Source organism: Candidatus Mycobacterium wuenschmannii (assembly GCF_030252325.1).
GTDB lineage: Bacteria > Actinomycetota > Actinomycetes > Mycobacteriales > Mycobacteriaceae > Mycobacterium > Mycobacterium wuenschmannii.
Genome location: NZ_CP126981.1, coordinates 2692971 through 2709247 on the forward strand (window position 1 = coordinate 2692971; position 16277 = coordinate 2709247).

Below are 16277 nucleotides of genomic sequence, written 5' to 3' on the forward strand. Positions count from 1 at the left end.
CGTGCAGATCCAAACAGTAACTGGACAACTACCTTGCCTGCGTGGTCTGAGATTCGACTGAGACAACGTGTGTCGCTCCTGCAGAGTTCCCCGGGGTGGCCGGTTCCCCGGCATTCGACGCCGCGTCCACGTCGGACGGGTAGTCCACCGCCGCGATCGGCTGGCCGGGAAGCAGCACATAGATGGACGTGCCCGGCGGTTCGCCGCCCGGGACCGTCTCCTCGACCCGCAGCGCCCCGCCGTGCTTGAGCACCACCTGTTTGACGATCGCCAGGCCGAGGCCCGAGCCGGGCACGGCGCGCGCGGTGATCGACCGGAAGAACCGCTCGAAGACCAATTCGCGCTCGTGCTCCGGGATGCCGGGTCCGTGGTCGGACACCACCAACTCGGCATGCGTTGCGTTGAGTTGACGCAGCCGCACCCCGACGTGCTCACCGGACGGGCTCCACTTGGCCGCGTTGTCCATCAGGTTCAGCACCGCCCGCGACAGGCCCGCCGAGTCGCCGAAGACCTCCCACGGAGCCACCTCGACGTCGAACTCGACATCGATGCGGCGCCGCCGCACTCGTTCCAGCGACCGGTCGATGACCTCGGTCATGTCGACCGGCTCGTGCACCACCTCGCCGGCATCGCCACGGGTCAGGTCGACCAAATCGCCTACCAGCGTGGACAATTCCTCGATCTGGGCGATCACATCGGTGCGCAGGTCGGTCATCTCCTGCTCGGGAATCGGCGGCGCGCCCGGGGCACTGGACGCCATCAGCAGTTCGATGTTGGTGCGCAGCGAGGTCAGCGGGGTCTTCAGCTCGTGGCCGGCGTCGGCGACTAGCCGGGTCTGCCGATCCCGCGACTCGGCCAGCGCGCGCAGCATCATGTTGAAAGCCTGTGTGAGCCTTGCCAATTCGTCGCTACCGTAGACCGGGATTGGTCGCAGGTCGTCGGTGCGGGCGACGCGCTCGGCCGCCCCGGTCAGGCGGCCCACCGGTCTCAACCCGGCCTGGGTGACCAGCGCACCGGCCACCGCCGCGACGGCCATGCCGACGCCACCGACGATCAGCAACACCCAGCGCAGTTTCGTCATCACCGCATCGGTTGGACCGAGGCTCTTGGAAATCAGCAGCGAGCTGCCGTTGGGTAGATGCACGGCCAGCACCCGTTGGTTGGCGGCGGTGCGGCGGGACATGAACAGGTCACCGCGGATGACGGCCTTCTCCTGCTGGCCGACCGGGAGCGTCTGGCCCTCCTGGTTGGCGGTGAAGATCGACCGACCGGGCGTCACCAGCATCGCGTTGACGTCCGAATATGCCGTTCCCTCAATGGCTTTCGCCGGGTCGGCGGCCAGCGACCCGCTGGCGATCAGCAACTGGGCCCTGCTCTGCAGCTGGTTGTCGATGTCCTTGTAGAGCGCGGCGGAGATCACCGCGTACACCGCGACGGCCATCAGGATGACCACCATCGCCACCATCGACATCGCCAGCAGCATCACCCGCCACCGCAGCGACAGCGACGTGCTGGTTCGCAACGAACCTGTGCTTCGCCGTCGGAACAGTGTCTTCAGGGACTTCAGTGGCATCAGGGAGGGGTTTCGCGAAGCACGTAACCGACCCCACGCACGGTGTGGATCAGTCGCGGCTCGCCGTTGGCCTCGGTCTTGCGACGCAGGTAGCCGACATACACCTCGAGCGCATTACCCGACGTGGGGAAGTCGAAACCCCACACCTCTTCGAGAATGCGGCTACGCGTCAATACCCGTCGCGGATTGGCAATCAGCATTTCCAGCAAAGCGAATTCGGTGCGGGTCAGGCTGATCTGCCGACTACCGCGGGTGACTTCGCGAGTCACCGAATCGAGAGTGAGGTCACCGAAGGACATCGCCACGGATTCCGACGCGTCTTCGATTCTCGTGCGCCGCAGCAATGCGCGCATCCGCGCCAGCAGCTCCTCGAGGGCGAAAGGCTTGGGCAGGTAGTCGTCGGCCCCGGCGTCGAGTCCTGCGACGCGCTCGGAGATGGTGTCGCGGGCGGTCAGCACCAGGATCGGCAGATCGTCGCCGGTGCTGCGCAGCTGACGGCAGACCTCGAGCCCGTCGAGCCGCGGCATCATCACGTCGAGCACGAGCCCGTCGGGCCGGTCGGCGGAGATCATCTCGAGCGCCTCGACACCGTCTTCGGCGAGGGCTACCGAGTAACCATTGAAGGAAAGCGACCGGCGCAGTGACTCACGCACCGCACGGTCGTCGTCGACAACAAGAATTCGCACAGCCACCAGTTTTATCCAATCCCCTGAGAACCTGCTGAGAGGTCGACAAAACCGGTCTGCCGCAAATTGCTGGCAATTACGCCGGAGACAATGCTCACGGCTAAAAAGTTAGCGGCGGTCGAGGTCGATCAGACCGAGGCGCGCCGCCTTGAGCAGACGACGAGGCACCTTGTGCTGCTTACCAGCGACCGTCACACCGACCAGTTCGGGCTTCTCAGCCTTCCACTGCGCGCGTCGGCTACGGGTGTTCGAGCGCGACATCCGCCGCTTTGGCACAGCCATGATCAGGCCTTACTCCTGGTAGGTGGGTCGCCGCGCAAGATGTCCCGGCAGCAACGATTAGCCCAATAGTAATGGCTGACCAGCTAGGGGCAAAAATCAGCGGCGGGCAGCCTTGACGCGACACCTCGGGTACCGGCTAACCTACCGGTTGGTTGGCACGTCCCAATGGAGGGAGGCACGGGTGGGTTCACCCCCGGTGCGCATCGGAAACTGCTCGGGTTTCTACGGAGACCGGCATTCCGCCATGCGCGACATGCTCACCGGCGGCGAGCTGGACTACCTGACCGGCGACTACCTCGCCGAGCTGACCATGCTGATTCTCGGCCGCGACAAGATGAAGCATCCCGAGCGCGGCTATGCCAAGACCTTCCTGACCCAGCTCGAGGAATGCCTCGGCCTGGCCCACGAGCGCGGCGTGCGCATCGTCGCCAACGCCGGCGGCCTGAACCCCGCCGGGCTCGCCGACGCGGTGCGCGCGCTGGCCGAGCGCCTGGGCGTGCCGGTCCGGGTGGCCCACGTCGACGGCGACGACCTGTCCGGCCGCACCGAGGAACTTGGCCTGGGTAAGCCCCTGACTGCGAACGCATACCTTGGCGCATGGGGCATCGTCGACTGCCTCAACAGTGGCGCGGACATCGTTGTCACCGGCCGGGTCACCGACGCCTCGGTGACCGTCGGCCCCGCGGCCGCGCACTTCGGCTGGCAGCGCACCGACTACGACCGCCTGGCCGGCGCCGTCGTCGCGGGACACGTCATCGAATGCGGCGTCCAGGCCACCGGCGGCAACTACTCGTTCTTCACCGAAATTCCAGACCTGACCTACGCCGGCTTCCCGCTGGCCGAGATCCACGCCGACGGCTCCTCGGTGATCACCAAGCATCCCGGCACCGGCGGACTGGTCAGCGTCGACACCGTCACCGCGCAACTGCTCTACGAGATCACCGGCGCGCGCTACGCGAACCCCGACGCGACGGCCCGGATGGACAGCATCGAGTTGAGCGCCGACGGCGTCGACCGGGTGCGGATCAGCGGCGTCACCGGCGAAGCCCCGCCGCCCACGCTGAAGGTGTCGCTGAACAGCATCGGCGGGTTCCGCAACGCGACGACGTTCGTGCTGACCGGCCTGGACATCGAGGCCAAGGCCGACCTGGTCCGTCGCCAGCTCGAGTCGGCGCTGAGCGTGAAGCCCGCCGAGCTGGAGTGGAGCCTGGCCCGCACCGACCACGTCGACGCCGACACCGAGCAGGGCGCCAGCGCGCTGCTGAGCTGCGTGGTCCGCGACCCCGACCCGGCCAATGTGGGCCGCCAGTTCTCCTCGGCCGCAGTCGAATTGGCGCTGGCCAGCTATCCGGGATTCACCGTCACCGCGCCGCCGGGCGACGGCCAGGTGTACGGGGTCTACACCCCCGGCTACGTCGACGCGGCCCAGGTGGCGCACACCGCGGTGCACGCCGACGGGACCCGGGTCGAGATCCCCTGCGCCACCGACACTCTCGTGCTCGAGCCGGCCCCGGTTCCGGCTCTGCCCGAGCCATTTCCCGACGGGCCGACGCGGCGAGTGCCGCTGGGCACTATCGCGGCCGCCCGCAGCGGCGACAAGGGCGGCTCGGCCAACGTCGGTGTCTGGGTACGCACCGACGAGCAGTGGCGCTGGCTGGCCCACAATCTCACGGTCGAGCTGCTGCGCGAATTGTTGCCGGAGACAGCGGATCTGCCGGTGACCCGGCATCTGCTGCCGAGACTGCGCGCGATCAACTTCGTCATCGAGGAAATACTCGGTCAGGGCGTTGCGTATCAGGCGCGGTTCGACCCGCAGGCCAAGGGGCTCGGCGAGTGGCTGCGTAGCCGTCATGTCGACATTCCAGAAGGGTTGTTGTGAACATCTGGACCACGCCGGAGCGCGATGCGCTCCGCAAGACCGTGCGCTCGTTCGCCGAACGCGAGATCCTGCCGCACATCGACGAGTGGGAGGCCAGCGGCGAGTTGCCGCGCGAATTGCACCGTGCCGCAGGCGAAGCCGGCCTGCTGGGGGCCAACTTCCCCGAGTCGGTCGGCGGCGGGGGCGGTGATGGCGCCGACGCGGTGATCGTCTGCGAGGAACTGCACCAGGCCGGGGTGCCGGGTGGGGTGTTCGCGTCGCTGTTCACCTGTGGCATCGCGGTGCCGCACATGATCGCCTCCGGCGACGAGCGGCTGATCGAGGAGTTCGTCCGCCCGACGCTGGCCGGGGAGAAGATCGGCTCGCTGGCCATCACCGAGCCCGGCGGCGGCTCCGACGTCGGGCACCTACGCACCACCGCGACCCGGTCCGGTGACCAGTACATCGTCAACGGCGCCAAGACCTACATCACCTCGGCGGTGCGCGCCGACTTCGTCGTGACCGCGGTGCGCACGGGCGGCCCTGGCGCGGCGGGGGTTTCGCTGTTGCTCGTCGAGAAGGGCACGCCGGGGTTCGAGGTGAGCCGCAAGTTGGACAAGATGGGTTGGCGGTCCTCCGACACCGCGGAGCTGTCCTACGTCGACGCCGCGGTGCCGGTGGCCAACCTGGTCGGTGTCGAGAACACCGGGTTCGCCCAAATCGCCGAGGCCTTCGTTTCCGAGCGCATCGGCCTTGCCGCGCAGGCTTATTCGAGCGCGCAGCGCTGCCTGGACATCACCGTGCAGTGGTGCCGCGACCGCGAGACGTTCGGCCGGCCGCTGATCTCGCGGCAGTCGGTGCAGAACACGCTGGCCGAGATGGCCCGCCGGATCGACGTCGCCCGCGTCTACTCGCATCACGTGGTCGAGCGGCAACTGGCCGGCGAGACCAACCTGATCGCCGAGGTGTGCTTCGCCAAGAACACCGCGGTCGAGGCCGGCGAATGGGTGGCCAACCAGGGCGTCCAGTTGTTCGGCGGAATGGGATACATGCGCGAGTCGGAGATCGAACGCCAATACCGCGACATGCGCATCATCGGAATCGGCGGCGGAACCACCGAAATCCTCACCTCGCTGGCCGCCAAGCTGCTGGGATTCCAGTCATGACGGCCCTGAAGTCGCTGCTAGATGCCCAGGGTGACGCTTTTGCGGCTGCCGCATCGGCCGCGGAGTCGCGGCTCGAGGAGATCGGCGCCGAACTCGACAAGGCGCTGGCCGGTGGTGGCGCGAAATACGTTGAGCGCCACCATGCCCGCGGCAAGCTGACCGCCCGCGAGCGGATCGAGTTGCTGCTCGACGAGGACTCGCCGTTCCTGGAACTCAGCCCACTGGCCGCCTACGGCAGCGCCTTCACCGTCGGCGCGAGCACGGTCGTCGGCATCGGCGTGGTCGAGGGCGTCGAGTGTCTGGTGGTCGCGAACGACCCGACCGTCAAGGGCGGAACCAGCAACCCGTGGACGCTGAAGAAAATCCTGCGGGCCAACCAGATCGCCTTCGAAAACCGGCTTCCCGTCATCTCTTTGGTGGAATCCGGCGGCGCCGACCTGCCCACCCAGAAGGAGATCTTCGTCCCGGGCGGACGGATGTTCCGCGACCTGACCCGGCTGTCGGCGGCCGGCATTCCGACCATCGCGCTGGTGTTCGGCAACTCGACCGCCGGCGGCGCGTACATCCCCGGCATGTCGGATCACGTGGTGATGATCAAGGAACGCTCCAAGGTGTTCCTCGCCGGTCCCCCGCTGGTGAAGATGGCCACCGGCGAGGAGTCCGACGATGAATCCCTCGGCGGCGCCGAAATGCATTCCCGGGTATCGGGTTTGGGGGACTACTTCGCCGTCGACGAACTGGACGCGATCCGGATCGGGCGGCGCATCGTCGCGCGGCTGAACTGGACCAAGCAGGGCCCGACGCCCGCACCGGTGGTCGAGCCGCTGTTCGATGCCGAGGAGCTGATCGGCATCGCGCCGGCGGATCTCCGCATCCCGTTCGACCCGCGCGAGGTGATCGCCCGCATCGTCGACGGCTCCGAATTCGACGAGTTCAAGGCGATGTACGGCTCGTCGCTGGTCACCGGCTGGGCCCGGCTGAACGGCTACCCGCTGGGCATCCTCGCCAACGCCCGCGGCGTGCTGTTCAGCGAGGAGTCACAGAAGGCCACCCAGTTCATCCAGCTGGCCAACCGCTCGAACACGCCACTGTTGTTCCTGCACAACACAACCGGTTACATGGTCGGCAAGGACTACGAGGAAGGCGGGATGATCAAGCACGGCTCGATGATGATCAACGCCGTCTCCAACTCGACCGTCCCGCATATTTCGCTGCTGATCGGCGCGTCCTACGGGGCCGGGCACTACGGCATGTGCGGCCGCGCCTACGACCCACGCTTCCTGTTCGCCTGGCCGAGCGCCAAGTCCGCCGTGATGGGCGGCGCGCAACTGGCCGGTGTGCTGTCGATCGTCAGCCGCGCGGCCGCCGAGGCGCGTGGGCAACAGGTCGACGAGGACGCCGATGCGGCGATGCGGGCCGCGGTCGAAGGTCAGATCGAGGCCGAGTCGCTGCCGATGGTGATGTCCGGCATGCTCTACGACGACGGCATCATCGACCCGCGGGATACCCGCACCGTGTTGGGAATGTGTTTGTCCGCCATCGCGAATGGCCCGATCAAGGGGACGTCGAGCTTCGGCGTCTTCCGGATGTGACGCAAATGGGAATCACTCGAGTTCTGGTGGCCAACCGCGGCGAGATCGCCCGACGGGTGTTCGCCACCTGCCGCAACCTCGGCATCGGCACCGTCGCGGTGTACACCGACCCGGACGCCGATGCCCCGCACGTCGCGGAGGCCGACGCCCGGGTGCGGCTGCCGCAGACGAACAGCTACCTCGATGCCGAGGCGATCATCGCGGCCGCCAAGGCGTCCGGCGCCGATGCCGTGCACCCCGGCTACGGGTTCCTTTCGGAGAATGCCGATTTCGCCGCCGCGGTGCAGGCCGCCGGCCTGGCGTGGATCGGTCCGCCGGTCGACGCGGTGCGGGCGATGGGCTCCAAGATCGAGTCCAAGAAGATGATGTCCGCGGCCGGTGTCCCGGTGCTCGAGGAACTCGACCCCGACACCGTCACCGCCGCGCAATTGCCGGTGCTGGTCAAGGCCTCCTCCGGTGGCGGTGGCCGCGGCATGCGGGTGGTCGACCAATTGGACGCGCTGCCAAGCGAAGTCGCCGCCGCCCAGCGCGAGGCGCAGTCGGCGTTCGGTGACCCGACGGTGTTCTGCGAGCGCTACCTGCCCACCGGACACCACGTCGAGGTGCAGGTGATGGCCGACTCGCACGGCACGGTGTGGGCGGTCGGCGAGCGCGAGTGCTCGATCCAGCGCCGCCATCAGAAGATCATCGAAGAGGCGCCGTCACCATTGGTGGAGCGCATACCGGGGATGCGGGACAGGCTGTTCGAGGCGGCGCGCCTGGCCGCAAGCGCGATCGGCTACACCGGCGCGGGCACGGTGGAGTTCCTCGCCGACGACAACGGCGAGTTCTTCTTCCTGGAGATGAACACCCGGCTGCAGGTCGAGCACCCGGTCACCGAGGAGACCACCGGCCTGGACCTCGTCGAGTTGCAGATCGAGGTCGCCGACGGCGGCCACCTAGGCGCCGAACCGCCTGCCGCACACGGCTCGTCGATCGAGGCGCGACTCTACGCCGAGGACCCGGCGCAGAACTGGCAGCCGCAGGCCGGCCCGGTGCACCGCATCGACGTGCCCTCGGCCCGCACCGAGTTCGCCTCGCTCGGCGCGCGCACCGGCATCCGGCTGGACTCCGGCATCGTCGACGGCTCGGTGGTGTCGATCCACTACGACCCGATGCTGGCCAAGGTCATTTCCTACGCCCCGACTCGGCGGCAAGCGGCGCTGGTGCTCGCCGACGCGCTGGCCCGGGCGCAGGTGCACGGGCTGCGGACCAACCGCGACCTGCTGGTGAACGTGTTGCGGCACAAGGCTTTCCTGGCCGGAGACACCGACACGGCGTTCTTCGACACCCACGACCTGGCGAAGCTGTCCGCCCCGCTGGCCGACGACGCCGTCGTCCGGTTGTCGGCGGTGGCAGCGGCGCTGGCCGACGCGGCGCACAACCGGGCCACGGCCACCGTGCTGGGCTCGCTGCCCAGCGGCTGGCGCAACCTGGCGTCGGGCTACCAGGCCAAGACCTTCGTCGACGTTGCAGGCGAGGAACATCGCGTCGAATATCGTTTCAGCAGAACGAGTGTGACGGTGTCCGGCGACGCATCGGTGCACCTGGTGTCGGCGACGCCGCACGAGGTCGTGCTAGCCGACGACCACGGAGTCGAGCGACACTTCACCGTCGCCCGGTACGGACACGACGTCTTCGTCGACTCCGCGCAGGGCCCGGTGCACCTGGTCGCCCAGCCGCGCTTCCCCGAGCCGGGGTCGGCCGTCGAGAAGGGCTCGCTGGTCGCGCCCATGCCCGGCAACGTGATTCGGCTCGGCGCCGCGGTGGGCGACACCGTCACCGCCGGGCAGCCGCTGATCTGGCTGGAGGCGATGAAGATGGAGCACACCATCACCGCCCCGTCCGACGGCGTGCTCGCAGAACTCAATGTCGATACCGGCCAACAAGTTGAGGTCGGCGCCGTGCTGGCACGCGTCGATGCACCCGAAGCAGAAGGAGAAACCCCATGACCGACAGCAGCTTCATCGAGAACGAGGACCGCAGGGCGCTGCGTAAGGCGGTGTCCGACTGGGCATCGAAGTACGGCAGCGAGTACTACCTGAAGAAGGCCCGGGCCCAGGAGCACACCGACGAATTGTGGTCCGAGGCCGGACAACTCGGCTTCCTCGGGGTCAACCTGCCCGAGGAGTACGGCGGCGGTGGCGCCGGCATGTACGAGCTGTCGCTGGTGATGGAGGAGATGGCGGCCGCCGGTAGCGCGCTGCTGCTGATGGTGGTCTCCCCCGCCATCAACGGGACGATCATCTCGAAGTTCGGCACCGACGAGCAGAAGAAGCGCTGGATCCCGGGGATCGCCGACGGCACGCTGACGATGGCGTTCGCGATCACCGAACCCGACGCCGGCTCCAACTCACACAAGATCACCACCACCGCCCGCCGCGACGGCAGCGACTGGATCCTCAAGGGGCAGAAGGTCTACATCTCCGGCGTCGACCAGGCGCAGGCGGTGCTCGTCGTCGCCCGCTCCGAGGAAGCCAAGACCGGCAAGCTGCGCCCGGCGCTGTTCGTGGTGCCCACCGACTCGCCCGGCTTCACCTACACCCCGATCGACATGGAGATCATCAGCCCCGAGCGGCAGTTCCAGGTGTTCCTGGACGACGTGCGGCTGCCCAGCGACGCGCTCGTCGGCGCCGAAGATGCCGCCATCGCACAGCTTTTCGCGGGCCTGAACCCCGAGCGCATCATGGGAGCCGCCAGCGCCGTCGGCATGGGCCGCTTCGCGCTGGACCGGGCCGCCGACTACGTGAAGACCCGGCAGGTGTGGGGCACCCCGATCGGCTCACACCAGGGTCTGTCACATCCGTTGGCGCAGTGCCACATCGAGGTCGAGCTGGCCAAGCTGATGATGCAGAAGGCCGCGTCGCTGTACGACGCCGGCGACGACGGTGGCGCGGCCACCGCCGCCAACATGGCGAAATACGCTGCGGCCGAGGCGGCTAACCGCTCGGTGGACCAGGCCGTACAGTCACTCGGGGGCAACGGCCTGACCAAGGAGTACGGCGTCGCCGCGATGATGGCCGCGGCACGACTGGCCCGGATCGCGCCGGTCAGCCGGGAGATGGTGCTGAACTTCGTCGCGCAGACCTCGCTCGGCCTGCCGCGCAGCTACTGATGGACCGGGTAGTCGACTACGCCGTCGACGGTCACACCGCGCGGCTGACGCTGAATTCGCCGCATAACCGCAACGCGCTGTCGACGGCGTTGGTCACCCAACTCCACGAGGGTCTGCGCGACGCCGCCGCCGATTACGCGGTGCGGGTGGTGGTGCTCGGGCACACCGGCAACACCTTCTGCGCGGGCGCTGATCTCCGTGGCGATCGCGAGGGCGGCGAAGCCGGGCGAAGCGGGTCGCCACAACCGGCATCCGAGGGAACCTCGAGCAGCGATCCCGCCGAGGCGACCGCGCAACGGTCCCGGGAGATGGCGGCGCTGCTGCGGGCGATCGTCGAGGCGCCGCTGCCGGTGATCGTCGCGGTGGACGGCCACGTCCGGGCCGGCGGCATGGGACTGGTGGCCGCGGCCGACATCGCCGTCGCGGGGCCGAAGAGCACGTTCGCGTTGACCGAGGCCCGCATCGGGGTGGCGCCGGCGATCATCTCGCTGACGCTGCTGCCGAAGCTGTCGGCCCGCGCGGCCGCCCGCTACTACCTGACCGGCGAGAAGTTCGACGCCGCGACGGCCGCCTCGATCGGGCTGATCACCGAGGCAGCCGACGACATCGACGCCGCGGTCGGGTCGCTGGTCGCCGACATCGGGAAAGGCTCGCCGCAAGGCCTGGCGGCGTCGAAGGCGTTGACGACGGCCGCGGTGCTGGACGGCTTCGACCGTGACGCCGAACGGCTGGGCGCCGAGTCGGCCCGGCTGTTCGTCTCGGACGAGGCACGCGAGGGCATGATGGCGTTCCTCGAGAAGCGCCCGCCCAACTGGGCCACCTGAAACGCGCCCAGGTTTCTCCGCTATGCAGGACGGGTGAGCGACGAGACCGACAGCTGGCAAAGCGTCCTGCGCAGCTTGTTCACCGGATGGCAGCGACCCACCGTCCATCCGGTCGACAGCGAAGGCGAGGGCGCCGAGAGCCTCATCGGCTTCGTCATCGCCGCCGCGTTGGTCGGCGTCCTCACCGGTCTCAGCGCGGCGACATTCAAACTCTTGCTGCACCGGGGCGCGCGGCTGCGCGCCGACCTGGCCCACTGGGCGCACGGCAGCGGGTGGGGATTGGCGGTCGTAGTCCTCGTCTGTATGGCCGCCGCCGCGATCGCCGCGGCCCTGGTGCACCGCATCGAGCCGCATGCCGAGGGCAGCGGGATCCCGCGAGTCGAAGCGGTCGCCGACGGGCGGGTGCGGCCCGACCGCTTCCGCATCCTGCCGATCAAATACATCGGCGGTCTGCTGGCCATCAGCAGTGGGATGGCGCTGGGCCGCGAAGGGCCGTCGGTGCAGATGGGCGGGAGCGCGGCTGTCATCGTCGCCACGCTCACTCGACGCAACATGGCGGACCTGCGGGTGCTGGTCGCCGGTGGGGCCGCGGCCGGGCTGGCCACCGCCTTCAACGCGCCGATCGCCGGCGGCGTGTTCGTGCTCGAAGAGCTGCTGAAGCGGTTCGACCCGCGCACCACCATCGCCACCCTGGTGGCGTCCGGGTCCGGTTTCGCCGCGGCCCGGCTGCTGGTCTCCCCGGACAACGAGTTCTACATGCCGCCGCTGGGCGATCCGCGGCTGCTCGAGTCTGGCTGGGTGTTCGCGATCGGCATCGTCACAGGGGTGCTCGGGGTGCTCTACAACGAGGCGGTCATGGGGGCGCTGCGGCACGCCGACGCCAGCCGACTGCCAAGGGAGGTGCGGGCCGCCGCGACCGGCGCACTCGTCGGGCTGATCGTTTGGGCCGCACCGGATCTCGCCGGCAGCGGAGACAACCTCACCCAGAGCGCACTGCTGGGTCACGGCACCCTGCTGGCGATCGCCGGGATATTCGCGGTGCGATTCGCCCTCGGCGTCGTCTCCTACGCCGCCGCCACCCCTGGCGGTCTGTTCGCGCCGATGCTGGTCCTGGGCTCGGAGGCGGGATTGTTGGTGGGCCTCGTCGCCGCGCACTTCACGCCGCACGCCATGCCGAGTCTGGGAGCGTGCGCGCTGATCGGTATGGCCGCCTTCTTCACCGCATCGGTCCATGCCCCGGTGACCGGGCTCATTCTGGCGACCGAGATGACCGGCAACACCAATCAATTGCCACCGATGCTGGGCGCATGCGCGGTTGCGATGCTCGTCGCCGTCGCGGTGCGTTCCGAGCCGATCTATGACCGTCTCGCCCACCGGGCGGCGCGGGCAAACGCGTCCGACCACACCTGAGCGCAATCTGAGGGCGCCGCATCAGTTTGGCGAACATCCCTTGCAGCAAAATCTCAACGTCGTACGCTCGTCACTGATGAGCAAGTCAGCGCAGCGAGGCGCGCGCGACCAGCAGAACGTCGAGACGCGTGCTGCGGAGACCGATCGCATTCAGGTCGCGCAGCTGCTCACCGATGCCGCCGCGCAGGGCAAGTTGCAGATGAGCGATTACGAAGATCGACTTACCAAGGCCTACGCGGCGCGCACCTACGACGAACTCGACCAGCTGCGATCGGACCTGCTCGGGTCATCGGTGAACCCGCAGCGTGGCGGCGCCACCAAGCCCGCGCCGTCGATGTTGTTGTTGGCGATCATGAGCGCGTTCGAACGGCGCGGGCGATGGAACGTGCCCAAGAAGCTGACGACGTTCGCGCTGTGGGGCGGCGGCGTGATCGACCTGCGCTACGCCGACTTCACGTCCACCGACGTCGAGATCCGCGCCACCTCGATCATGGGTGGGCAGACCATCCTGCTGCCACCCGAGGTCAACGTCGAGATCAAGGGCCACGGCGTGATGGGCGGCTTCGACCACGAAGTGACCGGCGAGGGTACGCCCGGCGCGCCGACCGTCCGGATTCACGGCTTCTCGCTGTGGGGCGGCGTCGGGGTACGCCGAAAGAACCGCAAAACCCAGGGCTAGTCCGGCCCGGCAAAAGGCGACGTCACCGCTCTCCGCCCGACGGTAATATTTACAGCTCTGGCGAAAGCGAGCGTGACGATGGCCGACAATGTGTGGCTCAAGCCCCATGAGGTATCCCAGGCGGCCAACGACATGGCGGATCACGGCGAAACCCTGATGTCGTCGCATCAGTCCTCGCACAGCGAGGCCAGCGGTGCGCACGCGGGATGGGTCGGGTCGTCGGCCGGTGCCCTAGCCGGACTGCTCGACGATTGGCAGACGGCCGGCACCGAGCACTTCCATCGCATCGGCAACCATTCCTGCGACATGCACGTCACCGTCGCGGAGTTCACCCTCCTGGACCAGCACAGCACGCAGCGATTGGAACGGCTCAACGCCACCCACGGCGAGACCCCACCCATGCAATGACGATCTCGCTGGCCGATATCGACCGGTGGAATCCGCAAGCCATCACCACCGTCTTCCAGGCCGCCATCAGCCGAGCCCGCGGCACCCGCACCGCATCCAACGCGATCGGCCAGACAATGGGATTCCTGGACTGGGGCGGTGACGCCGCCGACGCGGCCAAGGCCGCGACCCATCGCACGATGCTCACCCTCGACGACCACGCCGCCGCGTGCGAGGCCGTCGGCCGGGCCGCGGAGAAGGCCGCCGGCGAGGTGCAGGGCATCAAGGACCGCCTGGCGCAGATTCGCGAGACCGCCAACCACTATCGCCTGAGCATCGACAACAGCACCGGAATGGTGAGCCTGCCGGCCAACCTGTCGTCGTTCTCCGCGGCCGACCAGCGCGAGATCAGGGACGCCCAGATCCGGGTGATGCTGGCGATCGCGCAGTTGCTGAGCGACGCCCAGGCGGCCGACGACGACCTCGCCGCGGCCATTCGCGGCGCCGACGGCGACCTGTCGCCCGATCAGGTCAACGCCGAAACCAGCGGCGCGCCAACGACAATGCCGCGGGTGCCGCCGAAGGGCACCGAACCCACCGACGTCACCAAGTGGTGGCACTCGCTGACCCCGTCGCAGCAGGACCTGGTCAGGGCTGCGTCGCCCGACTCGATTCGTAACCTCGAGGGCATCCCCACCGACATCCGCAGCGCACTGAACAAGCCTGTGCTGCAGAGCGAGATCCTCCGGCTGCAGAACGGCTGGCTGGACCGCAACGGTGTCTGGCACACCGATCCGGCGAAGCTGGCGGACCTCACCTCGCTGAGTCAGACCCTGGCCACTCGTCCGGACGCCCGCCTGATCGAGCTGGACACGACGAGTAACCCCTTCAAGGTGCTGGCCGCGGTGGGCATCGGCGACGTCGACAACGCCGAACGCGTCGGAGTCACGACGGGCGGGTTGAACACGCGGGTGAGCTCCAGCGTCGACTCGATGGTTCGGGAGGCGGAGACGCAGCGCGCCTCGGCCTCCAAGATGCGCACCGAGGCGGGCATCAGCAACCCAGACGCCGTCGCCTCCATCGCCTACCTCGGCTATGACGCGCCGAGCAATCTGGTCGGCGTCACGCACGACTACATGGCGCGCGACGCCGCCGGTCCGCTCAACAGCTTCTACAAGGGCATCGCCGCCACCAGCAACGTCTCCGACCAGCACATCACGGCGTTCGGGCACTCCTACGGGTCGCTGGTCACCAGCCTCGCGCTCCAGCAGGGCGCACCCGTCAGCGACGTCGTGCTCTACGGATCGCCCGGCACCGAGCTGACCAACGCGTCGCAATTGGGTGTGCAGCCGGGCCACGCGTACTACATGATCGGCGTCAATGACGGTGTCTCAGAGATCATTCCGGAGTTCGGGGCCTTCGGTCGCGCGCCGCAGGACGTGCCCGGCTTCACCGAGTTGTCGGTGAACAGTGGAATGGGACCCGGTGACAATCAGTGGCACGAGCGCGCCTATGGTCACTCGGAATATGCGCGCGACGGGGACAACAGGCAGCTTCGGATGAGCGGATACAACATGGCGGCGGTTCTCGGCGGTCTGCCGAGCACGGACCTGGTGACGCCGCCCGTATTGCCACCGCCCACCATTCCGAGCGGCCCCGGACCGTTCGGGCTGCCCATCCCCAACCCGGACTATCACCCATGACGCGAATCATCGGCTCACTCATGGCGATTGCGCTCGCGCTGTGCCTCGCGCTCAGCGGGTGCGGCGCACCCGATCGAAAGCCCGATGCCGACAAGCTGGAGCAGGCGATCAAGGGCATGCCCGGCGTCCACGACGCAATGGTGAGCTACACCAACGATTTCGAGCGGGGCGCCACCGTCCACATCAATGTGTTCGTGCCCGACGCATCCGCCAAACAGATCGAGGATGTCGTCGCCCGCATCAACGAGGTGCGCGGCGACTCCTTCACGAAGTTCGACCAGACAGCGGAGTTCGCCGTGACCCCGACCCGGACCATCGTGGTCAAGCGCGGCGCCGATCTCGACCCGCCCGGCGTAGCCTCCGACGCGGAGGGGCTTCGAAAGGTGACGGCGGCCGTCGGCGCCGGCGAGGCGACCCTCTTCCGCAACAAGTCCACCGCTGATCTCGACCTCCGAAAGGTTGCCGGACCGGCCGACGACGTATTCGCTGCCGTGCGAGCGGGATTCGGCGACACCGCCCGCCTGGACGTCGACCTGCTCTCGCTTGGCAGCGACCGGCCGTCGTGGCGGGCCGCCTTCCCGTTCTCCATTGCAGACCAGCAGCGGGTGAATCAGCAACTGGCCGCGATGCCGGTCGAGGTCTTCAGGGTCGCGGTGGGATCCGATGGGACGATCAGCGCTCTCGGCGTGCGGGTGCACAACCAGGACTCCGCCTACCAGGACCTGGTCTCGGTCATCGGGATTACCGGTGCCGGACCCGCGCACCCGCTCAACATCAACTGGCGCTTAGACGGTGCGACGCAAACCCCACAGTTCAGCGGCTCGGTCGACGTCGGCGCCTGCCGGTACGTCCGGAACAGCGAGGGCGAACTGCATCCCGAGAAGTACCTCACCCCCGACGCCCTGGCGCTGCAGCAGCGGATGCGCAAGCAGTTCGATACCTGCCCAAAGTAATTGGGCTGCG

Annotated in this window: 14 protein-coding genes; 11 read left to right on the plus strand and 3 right to left on the minus strand. The window is 68.2% G+C overall.

Annotated features, from left to right (window positions below; all coding sequences use genetic code 11):
- Positions 1 to 28 precede the first annotated feature (28 nt).
- From PT015_RS12740 to rpmF, 3 genes are all read right to left on the minus strand, one after another.
- A complete protein-coding gene (locus PT015_RS12740; RefSeq protein WP_285184873.1) occupies positions 29 to 1573 on the minus strand; it encodes a HAMP domain-containing sensor histidine kinase in 1545 nt (514 codons plus the stop codon).
- Positions 1573 to 2259 (minus strand): response regulator transcription factor, encoded by a 687-nt coding sequence (locus tag PT015_RS12745; RefSeq protein ID WP_285184874.1) that lies wholly within the window; start codon positions 2257 to 2259, stop codon positions 1573 to 1575. The genes PT015_RS12740 and PT015_RS12745 overlap by 1 nt, the downstream gene beginning before the upstream one ends.
- A 108-nt stretch (positions 2260 to 2367) precedes the next feature.
- Positions 2368 to 2541 carry a 50S ribosomal protein L32 gene (gene rpmF, locus PT015_RS12750; protein ID WP_285184875.1) on the minus strand — a complete coding sequence of 58 codons (174 nt, stop codon included), beginning with the start codon at positions 2539 to 2541 and terminating at the stop codon, positions 2368 to 2370.
- Between the two features lie 196 nt (positions 2542 to 2737).
- Between rpmF and PT015_RS12755 the strand changes: the two genes are divergently transcribed.
- From PT015_RS12755 to PT015_RS12805, 11 genes are all read left to right on the plus strand, one after another.
- Entirely contained in the window at positions 2738 to 4420 is a 1683-nt protein-coding gene (locus PT015_RS12755) for an acyclic terpene utilization AtuA family protein (RefSeq protein ID WP_285191088.1), read from the plus strand.
- Positions 4417 to 5565 carry an acyl-CoA dehydrogenase family protein gene (locus PT015_RS12760; protein WP_285184876.1) on the plus strand — a complete coding sequence of 383 codons (1149 nt, stop codon included), beginning with the start codon at positions 4417 to 4419 and terminating at the stop codon, positions 5563 to 5565. The genes PT015_RS12755 and PT015_RS12760 overlap by 4 nt, the downstream gene beginning before the upstream one ends.
- Positions 5562 to 7157: an acyl-CoA carboxylase subunit beta gene (locus PT015_RS12765; RefSeq protein ID WP_285184877.1), complete on the plus strand. Its 1596-nt coding sequence runs from the start codon at positions 5562 to 5564 to the stop codon at positions 7155 to 7157. The genes PT015_RS12760 and PT015_RS12765 overlap by 4 nt, the downstream gene beginning before the upstream one ends.
- Before the next feature lie 5 nt (positions 7158 to 7162).
- On the plus strand, positions 7163 to 9148 hold the full coding sequence (locus tag PT015_RS12770; RefSeq protein ID WP_285184878.1) for an acetyl/propionyl/methylcrotonyl-CoA carboxylase subunit alpha: 1986 nt from the start codon (positions 7163 to 7165) through the stop codon (positions 9146 to 9148).
- On the plus strand, positions 9145 to 10311 hold the full coding sequence (locus tag PT015_RS12775) for an acyl-CoA dehydrogenase family protein (RefSeq protein WP_285184879.1): 1167 nt from the start codon (positions 9145 to 9147) through the stop codon (positions 10309 to 10311). The genes PT015_RS12770 and PT015_RS12775 overlap by 4 nt, the downstream gene beginning before the upstream one ends.
- Positions 10311 to 11135, plus strand: a complete 825-nt coding sequence (locus PT015_RS12780) for an enoyl-CoA hydratase family protein (protein ID WP_285184880.1) — start codon at positions 10311 to 10313, stop codon at positions 11133 to 11135. The genes PT015_RS12775 and PT015_RS12780 overlap by 1 nt, the downstream gene beginning before the upstream one ends.
- Before the next feature lie 33 nt (positions 11136 to 11168).
- Positions 11169 to 12545 carry a ClC family H(+)/Cl(-) exchange transporter gene (locus tag PT015_RS12785; RefSeq protein ID WP_285184881.1) on the plus strand — a complete coding sequence of 459 codons (1377 nt, stop codon included), beginning with the start codon at positions 11169 to 11171 and terminating at the stop codon, positions 12543 to 12545.
- 76 nt (positions 12546 to 12621) lie between these two features.
- A complete protein-coding gene (locus PT015_RS12790; RefSeq protein ID WP_285184882.1) occupies positions 12622 to 13224 on the plus strand; it encodes a DUF1707 SHOCT-like domain-containing protein in 603 nt (200 codons plus the stop codon).
- Positions 13225 to 13302: 78 nt separating this feature from the next.
- Complete coding sequence (locus PT015_RS12795; RefSeq protein ID WP_285184884.1) at positions 13303 to 13632, plus strand: WXG100 family type VII secretion target; 330 nt, start codon at positions 13303 to 13305, stop codon at positions 13630 to 13632.
- Positions 13629 to 15314: an alpha/beta hydrolase gene (locus PT015_RS12800; protein WP_285184885.1), complete on the plus strand. Its 1686-nt coding sequence runs from the start codon at positions 13629 to 13631 to the stop codon at positions 15312 to 15314. The genes PT015_RS12795 and PT015_RS12800 overlap by 4 nt, the downstream gene beginning before the upstream one ends.
- Complete coding sequence (locus tag PT015_RS12805) at positions 15311 to 16267, plus strand: hypothetical protein (RefSeq protein WP_285184886.1); 957 nt, start codon at positions 15311 to 15313, stop codon at positions 16265 to 16267. Before PT015_RS12800 ends, PT015_RS12805 begins: the two co-directional genes overlap by 4 nt.
- The last annotated feature ends 10 nt before the right edge of the window (positions 16268 to 16277 follow it).

Coding starts and splice junctions, on each gene's coding strand:
- PT015_RS12740 (WP_285184873.1), bottom strand. CDS start 1,573: ATGCCACTGAAGTCCCTGAAGACACTGTTCCGACGGCGAAGCACAGGT.
- rpmF (WP_285184875.1), bottom strand. CDS start 2,541: ATGGCTGTGCCAAAGCGGCGGATGTCGCGCTCGAACACCCGTAGCCGA.
- PT015_RS12765 (WP_285184877.1), top strand. CDS start 5,562: ATGACGGCCCTGAAGTCGCTGCTAGATGCCCAGGGTGACGCTTTTGCG.
- PT015_RS12770 (WP_285184878.1), top strand. CDS start 7,163: ATGGGAATCACTCGAGTTCTGGTGGCCAACCGCGGCGAGATCGCCCGA.
- PT015_RS12775 (WP_285184879.1), top strand. CDS start 9,145: ATGACCGACAGCAGCTTCATCGAGAACGAGGACCGCAGGGCGCTGCGT.
- PT015_RS12780 (WP_285184880.1), top strand. CDS start 10,311: ATGGACCGGGTAGTCGACTACGCCGTCGACGGTCACACCGCGCGGCTG.
- PT015_RS12790 (WP_285184882.1), top strand. CDS start 12,622: ATGAGCAAGTCAGCGCAGCGAGGCGCGCGCGACCAGCAGAACGTCGAG.
- PT015_RS12795 (WP_285184884.1), top strand. CDS start 13,303: ATGGCCGACAATGTGTGGCTCAAGCCCCATGAGGTATCCCAGGCGGCC.
- PT015_RS12800 (WP_285184885.1), top strand. CDS start 13,629: ATGACGATCTCGCTGGCCGATATCGACCGGTGGAATCCGCAAGCCATC.
- PT015_RS12805 (WP_285184886.1), top strand. CDS start 15,311: ATGACGCGAATCATCGGCTCACTCATGGCGATTGCGCTCGCGCTGTGC.